Below are 18601 nucleotides of genomic sequence, written 5' to 3' on the forward strand. Positions count from 1 at the left end.
GGCGTTGACCGACGTGCTGAACGGCTGGGACGAGGCCGAGGAGCTCATCGACGCCCGCACCGAGCAGGCGGACGATGAAGCGGCCGTGGAGCCGGAGGAGCCGGCCCTGTACTACGGCTCCGTCGACGAGTTCGTGCGCGAGTACCTGCGCCAGCTCTACCGCCGGCGAGTCGGCCCGAACACCACCGCGAAATGGGCCGCGGAGTGGTGGCGCCACCCCGAGGCCATCGTCCGCCTCGAAGCCCTGTGGCGAACCTGGGAACACCTCCGCCTCGACCCCGCCACCGGCATGAGCGTCTGGCTGCGCGACCACGCCGACTATCACATGGGCGTCCTGCTCTCCGCGGACGGCCCCTTCAGGAAGTCCGAGGACAGCAACCGCGACGGCGACCCCTTGCCGTACACGACACCGCCCGCCGGGATGTTCCCCGACATGCGCAACTGACGAAGCCCGAAGCCCGGGGCCCGCTCACAGCAGCCTGGCCCCGGGCTTCGGCCGACTATCCGGGACGTCCCTCGTCGCCCCCTACGCCGCCGTAGCCAGCAGGTGTGCGAGACCTGCCGCCTCAGACTCCAGCCAGCTGTCGTACCGGTGAAGGTGCTTCCGCTCGCGACTCGTCACGACGTGGCTGCAAGAAAGGTCGACAAACACTGCAACAGTTCCCGGGTAGGCCCGTTCCATCAGACGGAGGACGGCGTCGATGACGATGTCCTCGAGGGGCGCCTCGGCGTACCGGACCATGACGATCTCGGTCTCCCCAAGGGGGCTCTCCTCAGCAAAGGTAGGACTGATCGACACGTCCAGCCCGCCGATGCGCACTACAGCACGCGGGGGGAGAGCAGCGGCGGCGAACATCCCCCAGCGGGCAGAGACGCTGCCCCACTTCGCGGCGAGGTCGGTGTACCGCGGCCGCTTCTTGGCCGTGGCGTTCATCGCCGCGGCGACGACGGCGGCGCCGTCGCGCGACGTGGTCCGGTCGCGGCGGACGGCCTGCCGCAGTGCGGCGTAGTAATCCGCGTAGAACCGGTAGTCACCACCCCGAGCGCTCTCGGCGGCACGGGCACGCCCGAGCGGCGGGGCGTTGAGATAGGTGATCAGTCCGCTGAGGCGGACCTGGGGTCTTGCCATTGGAAAGCCTCCAGTTCATGAGCGGCGAACGTCTCGCCGCTCGGGGTTAACCGGAGGCCGAAGCTTGTGCGAAGATGCTTAAGAAGTTCCGACCAAGGACTCTCGGCATCTCGCGTCGCTCCGGCGACCGGCTGTCGGTTTACTGCCGGGCCGGATGTTGGAGCATCTGGCCCGGCAGTGAATACCACCGTCGTGTTACCGACGGTGGTGGTCTCACTCTAACTGCGCGCACCCACACCTGGCACACACCACATTTCGTGCCTGTGGACGGCTTTCACCACTAGATGTCCACGAGTTTCGGAGTCGGCTCTGGTAGCCCTCGTGCAGCAGGGTTGTCTGTAGAGTCAGATTTGAGAAATCAGCATGACCGCTGGCAGCACGATCCCCGCGGTGCCAGCCGCGAGCAGGATCGACACCAGCCTCAGTGTCGGGCCCCATCCACCCTGGATGGCGGCCCGCACTACTTTCCAGCCGTCACGCCCGAATTCGATCCACACGCCTTCACCTCCCTTCCGCCCTCGCACCAGCATTGGCCCTCTTCTTCTTGCCACCCCTGTTGCCCTTCATCGGTTTGGCGAGCTGCTTGCTCTTGGGACCATGCGTAGCCGCGGCGTCCCTGCGTTTCCTCGCCTTGTTCGCCCGGCTCTGAAGGGCACTCCGGGCCTCGGTGCCGTAGCTGCCGGTGAGCGAGTACCAGAAGTGCGTGGTGCTCCCGGTCGGTGACAGTGGCGCCTTCACCCGCTGCTTCCTCTCGTGGACGAGGCCGAGGTCGCGCAGGTTATTGAGGCCGTTCTGAGCTGTCTTCGGCGAGATGCCGTACCAGTCGCGCGCATCCGACAGCCGCATCCTCATCTCGGGGGACTTCGGGTTCGTCTCCTTGGCGATGATCAGCAGCATCGCGAGGCCAGGAAGGGTGAGCTTCGCAAAGGTTTCGTCACCCGAGTTCCACAGTCCTAGTGCCCCGTGCTGATGGGCGGGAGCTTGTCGAGGATGGTGCGGGCTTCCGAGGGGATGGTCGGGTAGGCGGTGATGTGGTGGCCGTCGATGTCGATGAGGACCGAGCGCAGCGGTCGTAGGGTCTGGACCAGCTTCTTGATCGAGACTCCGGCGGCTTCTTGCAGGTAGCGGCTGATGGCCAGGGCGGCGAGGACCACGGTGAGGTGGGCCTCGATGGCCTCGCGCTGGTGGTGGAAGACGGGCCGGGCCTTCAGGTCGGACTTGGTCATGCGGAAGGACTGCTCCACGCGCCACAGGTCGTGGTAGGCGCTGATGATGGCCTGGCCGGGCATGGTCTTCGCGGGCAGGTTGGTGACGTAGCCCTTCAGTCCGGCGAGCTGGCGGGCGCGGTCGATGGTGGCCTGGTCGAGCTCCTTGGTCGCGCCGGAGACCTTCAGGAAGCGGGCCTTCTTCAGCGGGACGGTGCCGGCGGCGATCTTCTCGGCCTTGGCGATCATGAGGTTGATGTTGCGGTCATCGCGCTTGTTCCGCTTGAAGGACCACTGGTAGACGATGCGCCGTTCCCGGGCGTTCTTCCCGGTGCCCATCACCCGGGTCGACTCCAGGATCTGGCCGTCCTCGAAGTAGTTGCCCTTGCGCTCGAAGTGCTCGGCGAGGTCGTAGGGCGCCTTGGTCAGGCGCGAGCCGACGATGAACTTGAAGCCGGCGTCCTCCAGGGCGTTGAGGTTCGCCGCGGAGAGCATGCCCGCGTCGGCGACCACCACCAGGTCGGTGACGCCGTGGCGCTGCTGGAACTCGGTCAGGACCGGGATCAGGGTGGTGGTCTCGGCCTTGTTCCCCTCGAAGAGGTGGACCTCGAGGGGGAACCCGCCCGGGTCGACGAGGAGCCCGACCTGGACCTGGGGGTCGACGCGGCGTTCCTTGCTCATCCCGACCTTGCGCAGGTCGTCCTCGTCCTCGTTCTCGAAGTGCAGGGTCGTGACGTCGTACATGATCATCGCCGCGGTGCCGGTCGTGCGGGCCGAGTGTGCCAGGCACCTCCTGGCCAGGACGTCGCGGTAGTCGCGCTCCTGGGAGCGGCGCAGGGTGGCGTAGAGGGTGTTCAGGTGCGGGGCCGTGATGCCGACGTCCTCCAGGACGCGGATGGTGTCGGCCTTCGACGTCGGCTCGATGATCCGGGCGAGCACCAGCTTCATGAACGCCTCGTCCCTCAGGACGTCGAAGCCCAGGAACCGGTACGCGTCGACGAGGACGTCCCACAGCACCTGGCTGGCGGTCGCGACCACCCGGGCCCGCCCGGGACTGGTCTGCACGGCAGTGTCCAGCCCGAGGTCGAGCTCGCCCTGCCCCTCGTTCAGCCGCTCCCGCGCGGCCTGCATCAGCACCGCGAGCTCGACGTCATCGTGCGCCGAGCCCAGATGCGCCACGATCCGCCTTGTCCCGCCGCGCTTGTCCACGATCTGCACGGCCGTGGCCCCCGACGAGGTCCGGACCTTACGGATGAACAGGGACACCTCGTGAGACTACCCGGCAGGCTAGTGCCCCGAATCAGCCACCCACACGCCGCTGACCTGCACCAACACCCTCAGCACCGCCCGCACCTGTGGAAGTCAGGTCCGGGCGAGCACCAGCTTCATGAACGCCTCGTCCCTCAGGACGTCGAAGCCCAGGAACCGGTACGCGTCGACGAGGACGTCCCACAGCACCTGGCTGGCGGTCGCGACCACCCGGGCCCGCCCGGGACTGGTCTGCACGGCAGTGTCCAGCCCGAGGTCGAGCTCGCCCTGCCCCTCGTTCAGCCGCTCCCGCGCGGCCTGCATCAGCACCGCGAGCTCGACGTCATCGTGCGCCGAGCCCAGATGCGCCACGATCCGCCTTGTCCCGCCGCGCTTGTCCACGATCTGCACGGCCGTGGCCCCCGACGAGGTCCGGACCTTACGGATGAACAGGGACACCTCGTGAGACTACCCGGCAGGCTAGTGCCCCGAATCAGCCACCCACACGCCGCTGACCTGCACCAACACCCTCAGCACCGCCCGCACCTGTGGAAGTCAGGTTCGGGTTCGTCTCCTTGGCGATGATCAGCAGCATCGCGAGGCCAGGAAGGGTGAGCTTCGCAAAGGTTTCGTCACGCCAGAAGTCGAGCGGCAACACGAAGTAGGTGTTCATCAGGTCGCGACGACCGCCAGGGGCGTCGTACGCCTCTCTGCCGTCCTCGCGTCGGGGGCGAACTCGTACGGCACGCCCCTCCCGCTCTCTTTTCTCGATCAGGCCCAGTTCCTCGAGCTCGGCCCACACCCGCGAGAGAGTCGATGGCGACCACGTTGGTGCGCCTCGGTCGGTCGCGGTGAGGGCGCGAACCCATGCCGTGGCGGGCAGCGGTTCGCGTCGACTCTCGAGCCACGGCCAGCACGTGAGCAGAAGCAGATAGAGGAGCAGGGCACGGTGCCGACGGCCGGTCACCATGCGGGCCAAGGTGCTGCTGCGGTCAGCCCCGTTGCCCTTGGGCAGCTGGACGAGGACGCCGCGAAGCTGGAAGTAGTCACGCGGCACCAACCTGAGCATCTCGGCGCACGTCTCAGCAGGGGTTGCGGCCGGCTCGTCAAGTAGTGCGACCTGGTTGCCGGATGACAGGTCTGCAGATGACTGCTTCATAGGCACCATTGCACCACTCTGCGTGCACAACCAATGCAGCTTCAGCAACCGCCAGTTGCGGCGCCGCACCAACCAATGCAATGTGCCTGCTACTTAACTGATACACACCTAAAACTCACCTGATACCAGCCAGTACGCCAGTTGCTGCGCGCGGGGGCAAGTCTTGGTGCGCCGTTCCCCGAGACTGGGCATTTCAAGTCCGATCACTCCCACAGCTGCTCTCCCGCCCCCTCGCTAGCTGAGCGGCTGGGACGAGGCCGAAGACCTCATCGACGCCCGCACCGCCGAGGCGGGTGTCGGCGAGTCCGGGCCGGAGGAACCGGCCCTGCACTACGGCTCCGTCGACCAGTTCGTGCGCGAGCACCTCCGCCAGCTCTACCGCCGCCGCGTCGGCCCCAACACCACCGCGAAATGCCCCGCGGAGTGGTGACGCCACCCCGAGGCCATCGTCCGCCTTGAGGCCCTGTGGCGAGCCTGGCGACACCTCCGCCTCGACCCCGAACATGCGCGACTAAGCGACAACTCATACAACGTGCAACCGGGCGCGGGGCGTCAAAACTCCGACTAGCGGCGTTGACTCGCTAAGTTCGGCACCGGAGGTACCGATGAACGAAGATAAGCCGCCGAACACCCGAAGGTCGGAAGGTTCCACAAACCGCGCAGCCGACCCCGACTACATTGGCGAAGCACACGGTAAGGTCGCAGACATCGGCAAGGGACGCCGATGGTACGACCTCCCGTACAGGTTCATCCGCTGGCTTCTATTCGCACGCCCGAAACGTTTCATACCGGCCCGCGTGCGACCACACTTAAGCAACATCCAGAATTACCTGCTTCCCTATTACTCTCACGAGTTGCACAGAGCATGGGACCCGGCCGACCCGCGCCACAACATCCACGTACCGGACGATGAGCATGTCACCATTCCAGGCCTCTGGGCAGTAGAGCTTTTCCCCCCGAGCGAAATCGACGCCTTGAATAGAGCTTTCGAACGCAACGGTTGGGACCGCAGGCGAGTGAGCATCGGCACTGGGGAACAGAACCGAACGATGTTGAATAGGTCCAGGACGGGCCAAGGTTGGTCGTGGTGGCGGCTAGGAGAGGTCTCCGGTGAGGGCTCACCTTATGTGTTCCCCGACAGCGTGCGAGAGAAGTTACCTCCACACATTGGGGCCATTGAACTCGGCGCGATTCAAATAGGTTCCGGATTGACTGCAGTCGTTGCCCATTTCCACCTCAATGAAGCCGGCAGTGAGTATGTGGACGAGATGTGGCATAGAAAGCACGAGCCCGAGATCGTCTACCGGAAGCGCCGTCGCCCGCACGCTAACGACCGAATGTTCACGGCTTACCGCAAGACGCAAAATGCCCGCCGCGAACTACATGAAGAGGCAAGGGCATGGATGAGCGATCGCTGCCCAGGATATTTTTCCGCGAACGGAAAGACGCAGCCGCTTATGGACATGCTGCTTCTGGAGAAGTACGACCCCATCCTCGCCACTCGCGATGATCGGAAATACTGGGATGCACTGCGCGCCCTCGGCATCACAGACAACTCGTTGTACCGGACCTCAAAAGATCTGCCAAACCTGGTGCTGAGCGAAGTCGAGGGGCGGATGTGCCCACCATTCGAAGGAGACCACACGTGGACTCTATGGGGAAACACAACTTCTGTCGCGCAATCGATGCAGAACCTGCACTTCTACGGGAAAGAACATCGACGCGCCATCTCGAACGCTGCTGACGACTCGCTGTCCAACTTCTTGGTCACCCTAGGCATCGCAAATTTCCTTAGTGTCATCGAAGAGCGGTATGCCGTATTGCGGGATGATGCTAGGTCAAGGCACGGCCGGTTCAAGGCGGCGTACATTAAGCAACTGAGAGCGAGCTTTTTGACGATGAGCCTCGACTTAACAAGCATTAGCCGCGACCTAGGCGATTTCTGGCGACGCAAAACTCGGTACCTGGGCGAGCCACGCTTTGTCTTGGATTACGCACCATGGATAGTCATGGAAGACGAGGCTCAGAACAGGCCGCGATTCACACCGATCGACTTCAATAAGCATGTCCGCAAAGTCTGCAAGCGGCGAGTAACTTCACTACTCCAGGCAGATAAAGACTATAGAGAGATTCTGTCCACGGTTGCATCGCTGGGCTCATCGATCGACACGTACAAGATCAGTCGCTTGGCCACTTGGATCTCCCTCGCCTCCCTAGCGGTCGCTTCTGCAACCCTCGCAGTTACAGACATAGGTTCGGGAGCCCTGCTCAGCGGATTAGCGGATATGCTGCGCGCCATTACTGGTTAGGCCCGAGTTCCACAGTCCTAGTGCCCCGTGCTGATGGGCGGGAGCTTGTCGAGGATGGTGCGGGCTTCCGAGGGGATGGTCGGGTAGGCGGTGATGTGGTGGCCGTCGATGTCGATGAGGACCGAGCGCAGCGGTCGTAGGGTCTGGACCAGCTTCTTGATCGAGACTCCGGCGGCTTCTTGCAGGTAGCGGCTGATGGCCAGGGCGGCGAGGACCACGGTGAGGTGGGCCTCGATGGCCTCGCGCTGGTGGTGGAAGACGGGCCGGGCCTTCAGGTCGGACTTGGTCATGCGGAAGGACTGCTCCACGCGCCACAGGTCGTGGTAGGCGCTGATGATGGCCTGGCCGGGCATGGTCTTCGCGGGCAGGTTGGTGACGTAGCCCTTCAGTCCGGCGAGCTGGCGGGCGCGGTCGATGGTGGCCTGGTCGAGCTCCTTGGTCGCGCCGGAGACCTTCAGGAAGCGGGCCTTCTTCAGCGGGACGGTGCCGGCGGCGATCTTCTCGGCCTTGGCGATCATGAGGTTGATGTTGCGGTCATCGCGCTTGTTCCGCTTGAAGGACCACTGGTAGACGATGCGCCGTTCCCGGGCGTTCTTCCCGGTGCCCATCACCCGGGTCGACTCCAGGATCTGGCCGTCCTCGAAGTAGTTGCCCTTGCGCTCGAAGTGCTCGGCGAGGTCGTAGGGCGCCTTGGTCAGGCGCGAGCCGACGATGAACTTGAAGCCGGCGTCCTCCAGGGCGTTGAGGTTCGCCGCGGAGAGCATGCCCGCGTCGGCGACCACCACCAGGTCGGTGACGCCGTGGCGCTGCTGGAACTCGGTCAGGACCGGGATCAGGGTGGTGGTCTCGGCCTTGTTCCCCTCGAAGAGGTGGACCTCGAGGGGGAACCCGCCCGGGTCGACGAGGAGCCCGACCTGGACCTGGGGGTCGACGCGGCGTTCCTTGCTCATCCCGACCTTGCGCAGGTCGTCCTCGTCCTCGTTCTCGAAGTGCAGGGTCGTGACGTCGTACATGATCATCGCCGCGGTGCCGGTCGTGCGGGCCGAGTGTGCCAGGCACCTCCTGGCCAGGACGTCGCGGTAGTCGCGCTCCTGGGAGCGGCGCAGGGTGGCGTAGAGGGTGTTCAGGTGCGGGGCCGTGATGCCGACGTCCTCCAGGACGCGGATGGTGTCGGCCTTCGACGTCGGCTCGATGATCCGGGCGAGCACCAGCTTCATGAACGCCTCGTCCCTCAGGACGTCGAAGCCCAGGAACCGGTACGCGTCGACGAGGACGTCCCACAGCACCTGGCTGGCGGTCGCGACCACCCGGGCCCGCCCGGGACTGGTCTGCACGGCAGTGTCCAGCCCGAGGTCGAGCTCGCCCTGCCCCTCGTTCAGCCGCTCCCGCGCGGCCTGCATCAGCACCGCGAGCTCGACGTCATCGTGCGCCGAGCCCAGATGCGCCACGATCCGCCTTGTCCCGCCGCGCTTGTCCACGATCTGCACGGCCGTGGCCCCCGACGAGGTCCGGACCTTACGGATGAACAGGGACACCTCGTGAGACTACCCGGCAGGCTAGTGCCCCGAATCAGCCACCCACACGCCGCTGACCTGCACCAACACCCTCAGCACCGCCCGCACCTGTGGAAGTCAGGTCCGGGCGAGCACCAGCTTCATGAACGCCTCGTCCCTCAGGACGTCGAAGCCCAGGAACCGGTACGCGTCGACGAGGACGTCCCACAGCACCTGGCTGGCGGTCGCGACCACCCGGGCCCGCCCGGGACTGGTCTGCACGGCAGTGTCCAGCCCGAGGTCGAGCTCGCCCTGCCCCTCGTTCAGCCGCTCCCGCGCGGCCTGCATCAGCACCGCGAGCTCGACGTCATCGTGCGCCGAGCCCAGATGCGCCACGATCCGCCTTGTCCCGCCGCGCTTGTCCACGATCTGCACGGCCGTGGCCCCCGACGAGGTCCGGACCTTACGGATGAACAGGGACACCTCGTGAGACTACCCGGCAGGCTAGTGCCCCGAATCAGCCACCCACACGCCGCTGACCTGCACCAACACCCTCAGCACCGCCCGCACCTGTGGAAGTCAGGGGGCTCATCGATCGACACGTACAAGATCAGTCGCTTGGCCACTTGGATCTCCCTCGCCTCCCTAGCGGTCGCTTCTGCAACCCTCGCAGTTACAGACATAGGTTCGGGAGCCCTGCTCAGCGGATTAGCGGATATGCTGCGCGCCATTACTGGTTAGGCGGTGGCCACTGTTAGTGACGGCGCCCCGTCAGGCATGCCGGGCACATCATCTCGACGCTCGCGTAAGCCTCAGCGGTAGTGCTGCAGACGACGCCTGTCTCATCACCGTGCCGGCAAATGCGTATTTGAGGCTCGAGCCCGTGGAGTGACCAGCGCCGACCGAGCCAATGTAGGGCCGAGGCGCGCTGCGGAGCGTTGCGCCTGAGGGAGACGCGGGTCTTTGTACGGATCCGATAACGGACCTTTATGTCTCTATTGTGCGGTCGCACGATTTCCAAGGCCCAGTAAATACAGAAGGAACGCGTAGCATCGCACTCTGGACGCGTATTTGTGGACAGTTTGCGACCACATCAAGGCGCGTCAGCTCCGAACTGTTGCGGGGCGCAAGCTGTGATCGCAACGTTCGACGCGGCAGGTGCCTCTGGCCGGCCACTGGGCTTGTTCTACGTTATAGGCGGCGTATGACGTCTCGGCGACTTGAAGTTCCGCGGAGGTCGCGATGCGACCCAGACGAGCCGAAGGGCCAATTCAACGGTCTGGCCCGATTCAGTCGCGGAAGCGGTCGAGGAACCGAGTCTCCGGAATCTCCTCTTTCTCTTCCTCCTCATCCTCGACAGCAGCGTCACTGAAGAGGCTAATTGTGCGGTGCTCGGCCAGGGCCCGGCGAGCCGCGTCGAGCACGGCCGCCCGCACGACAAGGAAAAGTACTGCGCAAGAGATAGCGAGCCCGAGGAGGTAGAGAAGCACGTATTTCATCTGTCAACCGTAGCGCCGCGAATTACCTACAGACAGGGGAATCCGCCCCACTTCCGTCGCAATGTGCAGTGTCCGCGGTCTGGCACTTACCAACCAGTTATGCCGACCCTCGTCTGGGTCGGAGTCCCAGGCTGATGCGTATGACACGAGGACGCGCCCGACACGCCTTCCTGCGTGGGCGCTTGCCTCAGGCGATGACCTTCGCGCCCTTGGTGCGGTTGCACTTCCAGCACAGCGTTTGAAGGTTCTCGGGAACGCTGAGCCCGCCTTTGGACACGGGCATGATGTGGTCAACCTCGAGCAGCAGGTGTGGCTCCGCGGCCAGCGAGACCCCGCAGCTCAAGCAGGTGTGATTGTCGCGCTCCTTGATGTGGCTACGCAGCCTGGCCGTCATAAGCGCACGCTGTCCGGAAGCGGACTTGGCCCAGCGGATCTTGTCGACGAGGGTTGCGGCCAGCGCCTCGAGCGTCGGCGTGTTGAGCTCGATGTTCGTCGTCTGACCGCTGTTGCCGCCGGCAGAGGTGTACTGGAACTTGTACTGCGGGTAAGGCACCTCGATCGGTGAGAGGTGAACGCCGACCTGGTCCCAGAACTCCTCGCGGTAGTGCTTGAGGATGAACGCGGGCGGGTCGATCTTTGCGGTGATGTCCGCCTCGCGCTCCTTGACGTTGGCGACGGCTTCTTCCAATTGGGCTATGTCGTTGGCGACGCGCTGGACATCGGCGAGGGTGTTCTGGTCGGCCTTGATGGAGAAGTACTTCATGAGGTACTTGATCGGGTCGGCGCTGGCGTTGCGCACGACCTGCAGTGAGGCGTTGTGCACGTGCGGGGCGTATTCGGCGATGTTGCGGTCGCGCCGGTTGTTCCACGCCGAGGTGTTCTCGAATGAGGCGAGGTGCGCGTGCTGGCCGGTGGACGATGATCCGAGCTCGAACGAGCCCCGGGTGCGGATCTCCTCGACGTAGTCGACCACGTCGTTGTGCTCGGCAACCACGGAGGCGATCTCCGTCTTGAGCGTCTGGAAGTGCTCTGACGCGAAGTAACGGTTCTTTCGGATCGTGCGAACAACGGGGTTCGCGAAGCAGACTGCGGCTAGGGCGAGCACAGTCAGCCAGAAATTGCCGGTTACTGCCGGGACCATGATGACCGCAGCAAGGAGCAGAGGAATGAGGATGGGTGCGGGCATGGCGACGGGTCTTTCCGTAGTCGAGGCTCCGGGTCGATACGGACGGTACTAGTCAGTTGACCGACGCGAGGAGCTTTCGAGGACTTGTGCGCGAAGATCGGCTCATCTCATGCGGGCGATTTGTCACGGCGTTTACAGGCCACGACGCTTGAGGTCGTGCTGGCGGAACATGAGCGCTAGCCACGGCAGACCGTTCGGCTTGCATGCTGAGACTCGCCTCTCGCATGCTGATCCGGTAGCGGTCGATACGTCAGTCCAGGGATCGCTCCGTCAGTTCTCGGTGGGCTGATCACCCGCAAGTTCGCGCGACGTGTCGGCGAGGACGTCTGTAAGGGTGGCTGTCAGTCCCCTCGCGGTCGGGGGGATCTTGGCGCTGCTCGGGGGGAAGGGTGTCGCAGGTGGCGACCGCAAGAGGTGCGCTGGCGCTGGCAAGGGCGTAGCGGACGACCTGCTCGTCGCGGCTGGCGCACAGCAGCAACCCAGTGGTGGGCGCGTGGATGGCGTGGTTACGGACGCAGTCGTCGACGACGGCGACGTAGGTGCCGAGCTGTCCGACGTAGGCGGGGGAGAAGCTGTCCGACGTAGGCGGGGGAGAGGCGGCCGATCTTGAGCTCGACGACGACGTAGCGCAGCTGGGTGACGTGGAAGAGGAGCAGGTCGACGACGAGCACGTCGTCGGCGACGTCGAGGTGGACCTCTGGGCCGACGAACGCCATGCCGTGCCTGGAAATGACGAACACGGAGGGCGGGCACATTCTTTCCGCCCGGTTCGGGTTCGTCGCCCCGTCATAGCGGCACAGCCAATCACTGGGGGCGGATATAGGACTGTGCGCCGACGGAAGTGCCCGCCTGTCAGGCGCGTCCGTTCCGGACGGTGTCGAGGTCGCTGTAGGCAGTCACCTTCGAGATACCCAGGCGCGCGGCGACCCGGTCCACAGAGCGCTTGATGTGGAAGGCACCGCGTTCCTCGAGCAGACGCAAAACCTCGACGCGGTCGCGCTTGTCCATCAAGTTGACCGGTTTGCCGACCGCCTCGACTGCGCTCTCGATCATGTCCTCGAGTACGTGCTGGATGTCCGGCCCGACGATCTCCTCCGGCGACTGCGCGTCCGCTGCCGTCGGAATGAGCGACGCGACCAATGCTTCTGCGTTCTTCAGGGGAGTGAGGTCGATGTTGATGCAGAGGGCTGCGATGACCGCACCCGACCTGTCCCGGTAGTAGACCGAGGAACAGTGGAGGTCGCGGCCGTCCGACGTCCGACCCCGGTAGCCGAAGGCGTCATGGTTGGCCCCTTCGTTCTGTAGTACGCCTAGCCCCAGGTTCGTCGAGGGGCCGCCGACGGTGCGGCCAGTCACGTGACCGTTCTCGATCGCATAGATCGTCCGGTCCATCGATCGCGACCGCAGATCGTGCAGCACGACCTCACAATGGCGTCCGACCGCGGCTGCGATGGCACGCATGACCGGGTGCAGGACTGCGTACAGGGTCTCGATGTCGTCGAACTGGTCGTTGGTAGCCAACGCGCCGGAGTCGCTCAGCTGGGTCATCTCTTCCTCCTGGAACCGCGTTGACACGTCCGAAAGCATACTGTAGAAATCGGGTTAAGTTAATAGAAGTTCAGTTCAGCAACGGCGCCACTACACGAACTGGCTTCTCATCCATCTTTGGAGGACCCATGCGTCTACGTACCCCTCGTCTGGCTGCAATCGGCGCAGTCGTCGCGTGTACGTCCCTGATCCTGACAGGTTGCGGCGGGGCCAGCGAGGAATCCGGCGGCGGCACCGTGCGCGTCGTCGTTGCCAACCATCCCTGGACCGACGCGGTGCTGAGCGGAATCGACGAGTTTGAGGAAGAGACCGGCCTCACCGTAGAGGTCACCTCCTACACAGAGGACCAACTCTCACAGCAGCTGAATGTCCGGCTTAACGCCAGCGCCGATGACATCGACGTCATGATGATGCGTCCGCTGCAGGAGGTGCGGACGTTCCATGAGAACGGCTGGCTCACAGACCTCACCGAATGGGCCACCACCGACGAGACATGGGACTGGAGCGACTTCCAGGAGGGACCGCAGGCTTCTGTCACGGTGGACGACCAGGTCCTGGCCGTGCCGTTGTCGACGGAGCGTGAAGTCTTGTACTACCGCAAGGACCTGCTCGACGAGGCCGGCCTCGAGGTGCCGCAGACCCTCGAGGAGCTGGAGGAAGCCGCGCGAATGATCCAGGAGCGGAACGAGGGCGTCTATGGCTTCGTGTCCCGAGGCGCGCGAGCCGCAGCCGTCACACAGTTCTCGAGCTTCCTGTACAGCTACGGCGCGGACTGGGAGACGGACGACGGAACATCGGGCATCGGAACGCCTGAGGCCCGAGCGGCTTACACCTTCTACGGCGACATGTTGCGCAACTACGGCCCGCCCGGAGTCACCAACATGAGCTGGCCCGAGGCGATGGCCATCTTCACGCAGGGTCGAGCGGCCTTCTACACCGAGGCGGACAGCCTCTACACCAACGCGACCGACCCCGAGAGCTCGACGGTAACCGAGACGGTCGGCTTCGCGCAGTTCCCGGCCGGTCCGGCAGGATCTCGCCCGACGAACGTTCCCGCGTGGGCGCTTGCTGTGCCTTCGACGTCCAACAACCAGGAGGCGGCCTGGGAGTTTGTCCGCTGGGCGACCAACCAGGAGAACACCCTCAAGGCGCAGGAGGGCGGCGTCATCGGCTCCCGTGCTTCGGCCTGGGAAGCCCAGGTTGACGGCACGTTCCCCGAGGACCTCGCCGAAGCGCAGCGGGCGAGTGCCGAGGTCGGAGTGGGCTACAGCCACCCGGTCGTCCTCAACGTCAGCCGCGCCCGCGACATCGTCGGTGAACCCATCGTGACCGCGATCGAAGGGGGCGACGTCGAGGCCGCACTTGACGCTGCAGACCAGGCGTTCAGTGAGTTCCTCGCCGATGAGCGTGAATAACACCGCCCTGCTGCACTCACTCGCGGTCGCCACGACCGCTCCGGTCCGAAGCAACGCTGGTTGCGCGAGCGAGGAGTCATGACAGCTACGACGACGCTCCGGAATACCCCTGTCTTGACGCGCGCGTCGGACTGGGCGAACAAGCACCGCAAGTGGGTACTGGCGGCACCGGCCATTATCTTCGTGCTGGCTCTGATGGTCTTGCCGCTGGCCTACACGATGGTCCTGAGCTTCACCGATGCCCAGGGGTCCATTCAGCGGGCCTTTGACTTCGTGTGGCTCGACAACTACGTCAGCATCCTCACCGACACCACCCGCTTCTGGCCGGCGGTATGGCGGACGCTCATCTTCACGGTGGTCGCCGTCTCACTCGAGATGACGTTAGGCATGGCAGTCGCGCTGCTCATGCGCAAACCGTTCATGGGCCGCCGCGCCGTCCGTGTTGCGATGCTGCTGCCCCTGGTGGCGACGCCGGTCGCCGTAGCCATGATGTGGCTGCTGATCTTCGAGCCGACAATCGGGTTTGCCAATCAGGTCCTTGGATGGTTCGGGATCGCACCGCAAGGATGGATCTCCGACCCTGCCACCGCACTGCCCACGCTGATGCTCGTCGACGTGTGGCAGTGGACGCCGATGGTCATCCTCATTCTCCTGGCCGGTCTCGTCGGCCTTCCCGAGGAGCAGCAGGAAGCGGCGCGCATCGACGGCGCGTCGAACTGGCAGCGGTTCTGGCACGTCACCCTGCCCATGCTCAAGTCCACGATCATTGCCGCCCTTCTGCTTCGCAGCATCGACGCCATGAAGACGTTCGATTTGCTCTACGTGACAAAGGGAACCGGGGGCGGATCTTCTCACGAGGTCGAGACGCTCAACATCTACGCCTACGCGCTGAGCTTTGACTACAACGAGTATGGGATGGCCTCAGCACTTGTTCTCATCTACTTCCTGCTCATTGTCGCTGTGCTCGTCGTGCTGACCATGCGTAGAAAGGGGGCGCAGCGGTGAGCTCGACATCGGTCATCACCAGAGAAACTGTCGAGGCTGTCCAGGCAGCAGACGGGCGCCGGGAGCGGCGCCACCGTCCCGGCGGGTCGTTGGAGTCGCGCCAGTTCTCAGTGTTCCGGGCGGTTTTCCTGGCGGTCTTCGGACTCTTGTGCATCCTGCCGATCGCCTGGATGATCCTCGCATCGCTCAAGACGAACATCGACATATACGATCCGGCGAAGACGTTCTCTTTCTCGCCGACACTGCGGAACTACTCCGCAGTCTTCGAGCAGGAGAACTTCCTAGAGTTCCTCGTCAACAGCTTGATCATCGGCGTCGGGTCGACGCTGCTGGCTCTGGTGCTGGGCGTTCCCGCGGCCTACTCGATCCAGCGATTCTCGATGGGGAAGTCGTCAGTTCTCATCCTGCTCTCGCGAGTGATCCCGCACGTCACCCTTCTGGTTCCGTGGTACTTCATCTTCGCCTCGCTGGGGTTGGTCGGCGGATACAGCTCGCTGGTTATCTCGCACATGTTCATCTCGGTACCGCTCATCGTCTGGGTGATGATCGGGGTGTTCGAGGGCGTGCCCGAAGAGTTGGAGGAGGCAGCCCGCGTCGACGGGCTGACCCACATCGGGGCCTTTCTCCGCATCATCCTGCCGCTCGCGGTGCCAGGAATTGCCACGTCGGCGATGTTGTCCTTCATCTTCTCGTGGAACAACTTCGTCTTCGCACTGGTGCTGTCCGGCACGGACACCCGCACCCTGCCCGTGGCGGTCTTCAACTTCATCGGGTACGCCAGCATCGACTGGGGAGCCCTGATGGCGGCCTGCGTCAGCATCACGGCGCCGATGATGGTCATTGCGCTCCTCGGCCAGAAGTACGTGGTCGCGGGAATGACGGCAGGGGCGGTGAAGGGATGAGCCCCGAGCCCACGCTCGTGTCCCGGACCGAGGAGTCGGTGCGCGTTGACGTCACGAGTCTGTTGGCACAGCTTGTCGCCATCCCGAGTGTCAATCCACGAGGGCAGGCGATCCCGGCCGAGACGGCGGTCGCTACGTTCGTCGCCGACTGGTCGCGCAGGAACGGCCTTGACGCATGGCTCGAAGAAGTGGTCGACGGCCGGTGCAACGTCATTGTGACGCTGCCGGGGCGAGACCAGAGCAGGATCGTGCTGCTCGAGAGCCATCTGGACACCGTCGAGGTCGAGCACATGACCGTGCCGCCGTTCGAAGCCAGAGTGGACGGAGGGCGACTGTACGGTCGGGGCGCGTGTGACGCCAAGGGACCGCTCGCAGCTTTCCTCATCGCGATGCGTGACCTCGCCCGGAGCGGGCAGGTTCCGCCGTACTCGGTTGTCCTGGCGGGCGTCGTGGACGAAGAGCACGAATACCGGGGAGTGACCGGTCTTCTAGCGAGCGAGTCGTTGTCCGCGGCGCGGGAGGTCGTCGGCGCCGTGGTGGGTGAACCGACCGACCTGCGGATGGTTGTGGCCCACAAGGGATGCATGCGCTGCCACATCGTCGCTTCCGGTCCTGGAGGGCACAGCTCCCGGCCATGGGGGCTGGTGAACCCCATCGAGTCGATCGCCGAGGTCGTGACCCACCTTGCCTCGGACGTCGTCCCGCACCTCGGCGATCAGGCCCACCCGCTCGTCGGTCCGCCGACCCTGGTGACCTCGATGATCAGCGGCGGCAGTGGGCCGAACACCGTCCCCAACGAGTGCCGCATCACGCTGGATCGCCGGACCCTGCCCGGAGAGGACCCACACAACGTGTGGGCAGAACTGCGCGCGGGGGTCGAGCAAAAGTTCGGCGATCGAGTTGTCGTCGAGGAGCCCTTCCTCGTCGACCTAGCGCTCGACACGGACCCGGCAGATACGTTCGTTGCCAGCGTGGGCGCTGCACTCAGCCACGTCGGCCGGGATGGCGCTCCGATCGGCACCGGCTGGGGCAGCGACGCAAGCAAGCTTGCCGCAGTCGGCATCCCCGCGGTTGTCCTGGGACCGGGCTCGATCACGGACGCGCACAAACCCGATGAGTCGATCGACATCGATGAGCTCACGGCCGCAGTGGAGATCATGCGCACGGTGCTGATGGGACGCGTCACCTACGGAATGGAAGGTCGCAACCTTGGGGGATCGGATGCATCGCCAACAGATCGCTGAGGGACCGGTCGGCTGGAGGTTTAAGGGCCTCCCGACGGCGGCTCACGACCTCACCATCGAACAGATCGGTCAACGCCGCTACGGCCTGTTCGACCCGGCGGCGGGGGTCGAGTGGCCCGCGCTCGTCCTACGGGAGTCGGCGCTTCGTCACAATGCGTCCGTACTCGCGCGATTCTGCGCCAAGCACAACGTTTCTTTGGCGCCACATGGGAAAACGGCCGTCTCGCCCCAGCTGTGGGCGCTGCAGGCAGAGGCTGGGGCGTGGGGAGTCTCTGTTGCGACGCCCCACCAGACGCGGGCGTTCCGTGCTGCGGGCGCGCGCCGGATCCTCATGGCGAACGAACTGGTGAATACGGCGTTTGCGCAATGGGTGCAGCGCGAGATTGCCGCTGGCCCGGAGTTCGAATTCTACTGCTACGTCGACTCGGTGGCCGGGGTAGAACTGCTGGACGCGGCACTCGACCCAGCCGGACCACCCTTGCCGGTGCTGCTCGAACTGGGCCATGCCGGAGGACGAGCGGGCTGTCGGGACTCGAAGACGGCGCTGAATGTCGCTCGAGCGGCCGCGCAGTCCCGACGACTCTCTTTGGTCGGCGTCGCCGGCTACGAAGGCAGCGTCAGTCACGACCGGGACGCCGAGGGCCTGGCAGCGGTCGGTGCGTATCTCGCGGGCGTTGTCCGAGAATTCGAGGCGATCGCCGCCGCCGGCCTCTTCGACGCCGCCGCCGAGGAGTATCTGCTGAGCGCTGGCGGAAGCATCTACTTCGACGTGGTCGCCGAGGAGTTCAACAAGCTCCAGGACCTCGGACGCAACGTCCGTCGCGTCATCCGCAGCGGCGCCTATCTGACGCACGACCACGGCTTCTACACGCGGTTGTCGCCGCTCGGCAGCCCGGAGGACGGCGGCCTCATCCCTGCTGCGGAGGTATGGTCGCAGGTTCTGTCGCTGCCTGAACCGGGCCTGGCGATCCTCGACTCCGGGCGCCGTGACCTGCCCTACGACCAGGATCTCCCGCAACCGCTGGCCCTGCGGCGGGGCGACTCGGTACAACCGATCGACGGGTGGCGGGTCACCAGTCTTAACGATCAACATGCGTTCGTCTCACTACCGCCCGATAGCGATGTCCAGGTGGGAGACCTCATTCAGCTCGGCATCTCGCACCCCTGCACGCTCCATGACAAGTGGCAAGCCGCTCTCATCGCCGACGAGCAGGACTACATCGTGGGAGTCGCTCGCTCGTTCATCTGATCACCGCAGA

At 64.7% G+C, this 18601-nt stretch carries 18 protein-coding genes and 3 pseudogenes; 8 read left to right on the forward strand and 13 right to left on the reverse strand.

Features of this window, described 5'->3' with window-relative positions; all coding sequences use genetic code 11:
- Positions 1-13: 13 nt before the first annotated feature.
- A complete protein-coding gene (locus ATJ97_RS01100) occupies positions 14-445 on the forward strand; it encodes a DUF4913 domain-containing protein (protein WP_245861955.1) in 432 nt (143 codons plus the stop codon).
- 81 nt (positions 446-526) lie between these two features.
- Here the strand turns inward: ATJ97_RS01100 and ATJ97_RS01105 are convergent, their stop codons facing one another.
- From ATJ97_RS01105 to ATJ97_RS01125, 6 genes and pseudogenes are all read right to left on the reverse strand, one after another.
- Complete coding sequence (locus ATJ97_RS01105) at positions 527-1129, reverse strand: hypothetical protein (protein WP_098482167.1); 603 nt, start codon at positions 1127-1129, stop codon at positions 527-529.
- A gap of 344 nt (positions 1130-1473) precedes the next feature.
- On the reverse strand, positions 1474-1626 hold the full coding sequence (locus tag ATJ97_RS19615; RefSeq protein ID WP_170037019.1) for a hypothetical protein: 153 nt from the start codon (positions 1624-1626) through the stop codon (positions 1474-1476).
- A 4-nt stretch (positions 1627-1630) separates the two neighbouring features.
- Entirely contained in the window at positions 1631-2026 is a 396-nt protein-coding gene (locus ATJ97_RS01110) for a hypothetical protein (protein WP_098482168.1), read from the reverse strand.
- A 56-nt stretch (positions 2027-2082) separates the two neighbouring features.
- Entirely contained in the window at positions 2083-3600 is a 1518-nt protein-coding gene (locus ATJ97_RS01115; protein ID WP_211287005.1) for an IS1634 family transposase, read from the reverse strand.
- Positions 3601-3702: 102 nt separating this feature from the next.
- Positions 3703-4041: pseudogene (locus tag ATJ97_RS01120) on the reverse strand (IS1634 family transposase); the annotation flags it as partial.
- A gap of 34 nt (positions 4042-4075) precedes the next feature.
- A complete protein-coding gene (locus tag ATJ97_RS01125; RefSeq protein ID WP_143426838.1) occupies positions 4076-4741 on the reverse strand; it encodes a helix-turn-helix domain-containing protein in 666 nt (221 codons plus the stop codon).
- A 439-nt stretch (positions 4742-5180) separates the two neighbouring features.
- Between ATJ97_RS01125 and ATJ97_RS20730 the strand changes: the two are divergent.
- A pseudogene (locus ATJ97_RS20730) lies at positions 5181-5309 on the forward strand (hypothetical protein); the annotation flags it as partial.
- 37 nt (positions 5310-5346) lie between these two features.
- The gene (locus ATJ97_RS19355) at positions 5347-7050 is read left to right on the forward strand and encodes a hypothetical protein (protein ID WP_143426839.1); all 1704 of its coding nucleotides are present in this window, start codon (positions 5347-5349) and stop codon (positions 7048-7050) included.
- A gap of 17 nt (positions 7051-7067) precedes the next feature.
- Here the strand turns inward: ATJ97_RS19355 and ATJ97_RS01135 are convergent, their stop codons facing one another.
- The 7 genes and pseudogenes from ATJ97_RS01135 to ATJ97_RS01160 form a co-directional block, all read right to left on the reverse strand.
- Positions 7068-8585 carry an IS1634 family transposase gene (locus tag ATJ97_RS01135; protein WP_211287005.1) on the reverse strand — a complete coding sequence of 506 codons (1518 nt, stop codon included), beginning with the start codon at positions 8583-8585 and terminating at the stop codon, positions 7068-7070.
- 102 nt (positions 8586-8687) lie between these two features.
- Positions 8688-9026: pseudogene (locus tag ATJ97_RS01140) on the reverse strand (IS1634 family transposase); the annotation flags it as partial.
- A gap of 806 nt (positions 9027-9832) precedes the next feature.
- On the reverse strand, positions 9833-10042 hold the full coding sequence (locus ATJ97_RS01145; RefSeq protein ID WP_098482172.1) for a hypothetical protein: 210 nt from the start codon (positions 10040-10042) through the stop codon (positions 9833-9835).
- A 187-nt stretch (positions 10043-10229) separates the two neighbouring features.
- Positions 10230-11183 (reverse strand): HNH endonuclease, encoded by a 954-nt coding sequence (locus ATJ97_RS01150; protein ID WP_483866786.1) that lies wholly within the window; start codon positions 11181-11183, stop codon positions 10230-10232.
- A 334-nt stretch (positions 11184-11517) separates the two neighbouring features.
- Complete coding sequence (locus ATJ97_RS20165) at positions 11518-11706, reverse strand: hypothetical protein (protein WP_425432715.1); 189 nt, start codon at positions 11704-11706, stop codon at positions 11518-11520.
- Positions 11707-11734: 28 nt separating this feature from the next.
- A complete protein-coding gene (locus tag ATJ97_RS20170) occupies positions 11735-11968 on the reverse strand; it encodes a PDDEXK nuclease domain-containing protein (protein WP_425432716.1) in 234 nt (77 codons plus the stop codon).
- Between the two features lie 112 nt (positions 11969-12080).
- On the reverse strand, positions 12081-12776 hold the full coding sequence (locus ATJ97_RS01160; RefSeq protein ID WP_170037022.1) for a helix-turn-helix transcriptional regulator: 696 nt from the start codon (positions 12774-12776) through the stop codon (positions 12081-12083).
- A gap of 128 nt (positions 12777-12904) precedes the next feature.
- Here ATJ97_RS01160 and ATJ97_RS01165 point away from each other — a divergent pair, with 128 nt between their 5' ends.
- The 5 genes from ATJ97_RS01165 (at position 12905) to ATJ97_RS01185 (ending at position 18591) form a co-directional block, all read left to right on the forward strand.
- On the forward strand, positions 12905-14191 hold the full coding sequence (locus tag ATJ97_RS01165) for an ABC transporter substrate-binding protein (RefSeq protein WP_098482176.1): 1287 nt from the start codon (positions 12905-12907) through the stop codon (positions 14189-14191).
- Positions 14192-14269: 78 nt separating this feature from the next.
- A complete protein-coding gene (locus tag ATJ97_RS01170) occupies positions 14270-15196 on the forward strand; it encodes a carbohydrate ABC transporter permease (RefSeq protein ID WP_098482177.1) in 927 nt (308 codons plus the stop codon).
- Entirely contained in the window at positions 15193-16098 is a 906-nt protein-coding gene (locus tag ATJ97_RS01175) for a carbohydrate ABC transporter permease (RefSeq protein ID WP_245861935.1), read from the forward strand. The genes ATJ97_RS01170 and ATJ97_RS01175 overlap by 4 nt, the downstream gene beginning before the upstream one ends.
- Positions 16095-17342: a M20 family metallopeptidase gene (locus ATJ97_RS01180; protein ID WP_098482178.1), complete on the forward strand. Its 1248-nt coding sequence runs from the start codon at positions 16095-16097 to the stop codon at positions 17340-17342. The genes ATJ97_RS01175 and ATJ97_RS01180 overlap by 4 nt, the downstream gene beginning before the upstream one ends.
- Entirely contained in the window at positions 17320-18591 is a 1272-nt protein-coding gene (locus ATJ97_RS01185) for an alanine racemase (protein WP_098482179.1), read from the forward strand. The genes ATJ97_RS01180 and ATJ97_RS01185 overlap by 23 nt, the downstream gene beginning before the upstream one ends.
- Positions 18592-18601: the final 10 nt, after the last annotated feature.

It is taken from the genome of Georgenia soli (assembly GCF_002563695.1).
GTDB lineage: Bacteria > Actinomycetota > Actinomycetes > Actinomycetales > Actinomycetaceae > Georgenia > Georgenia soli.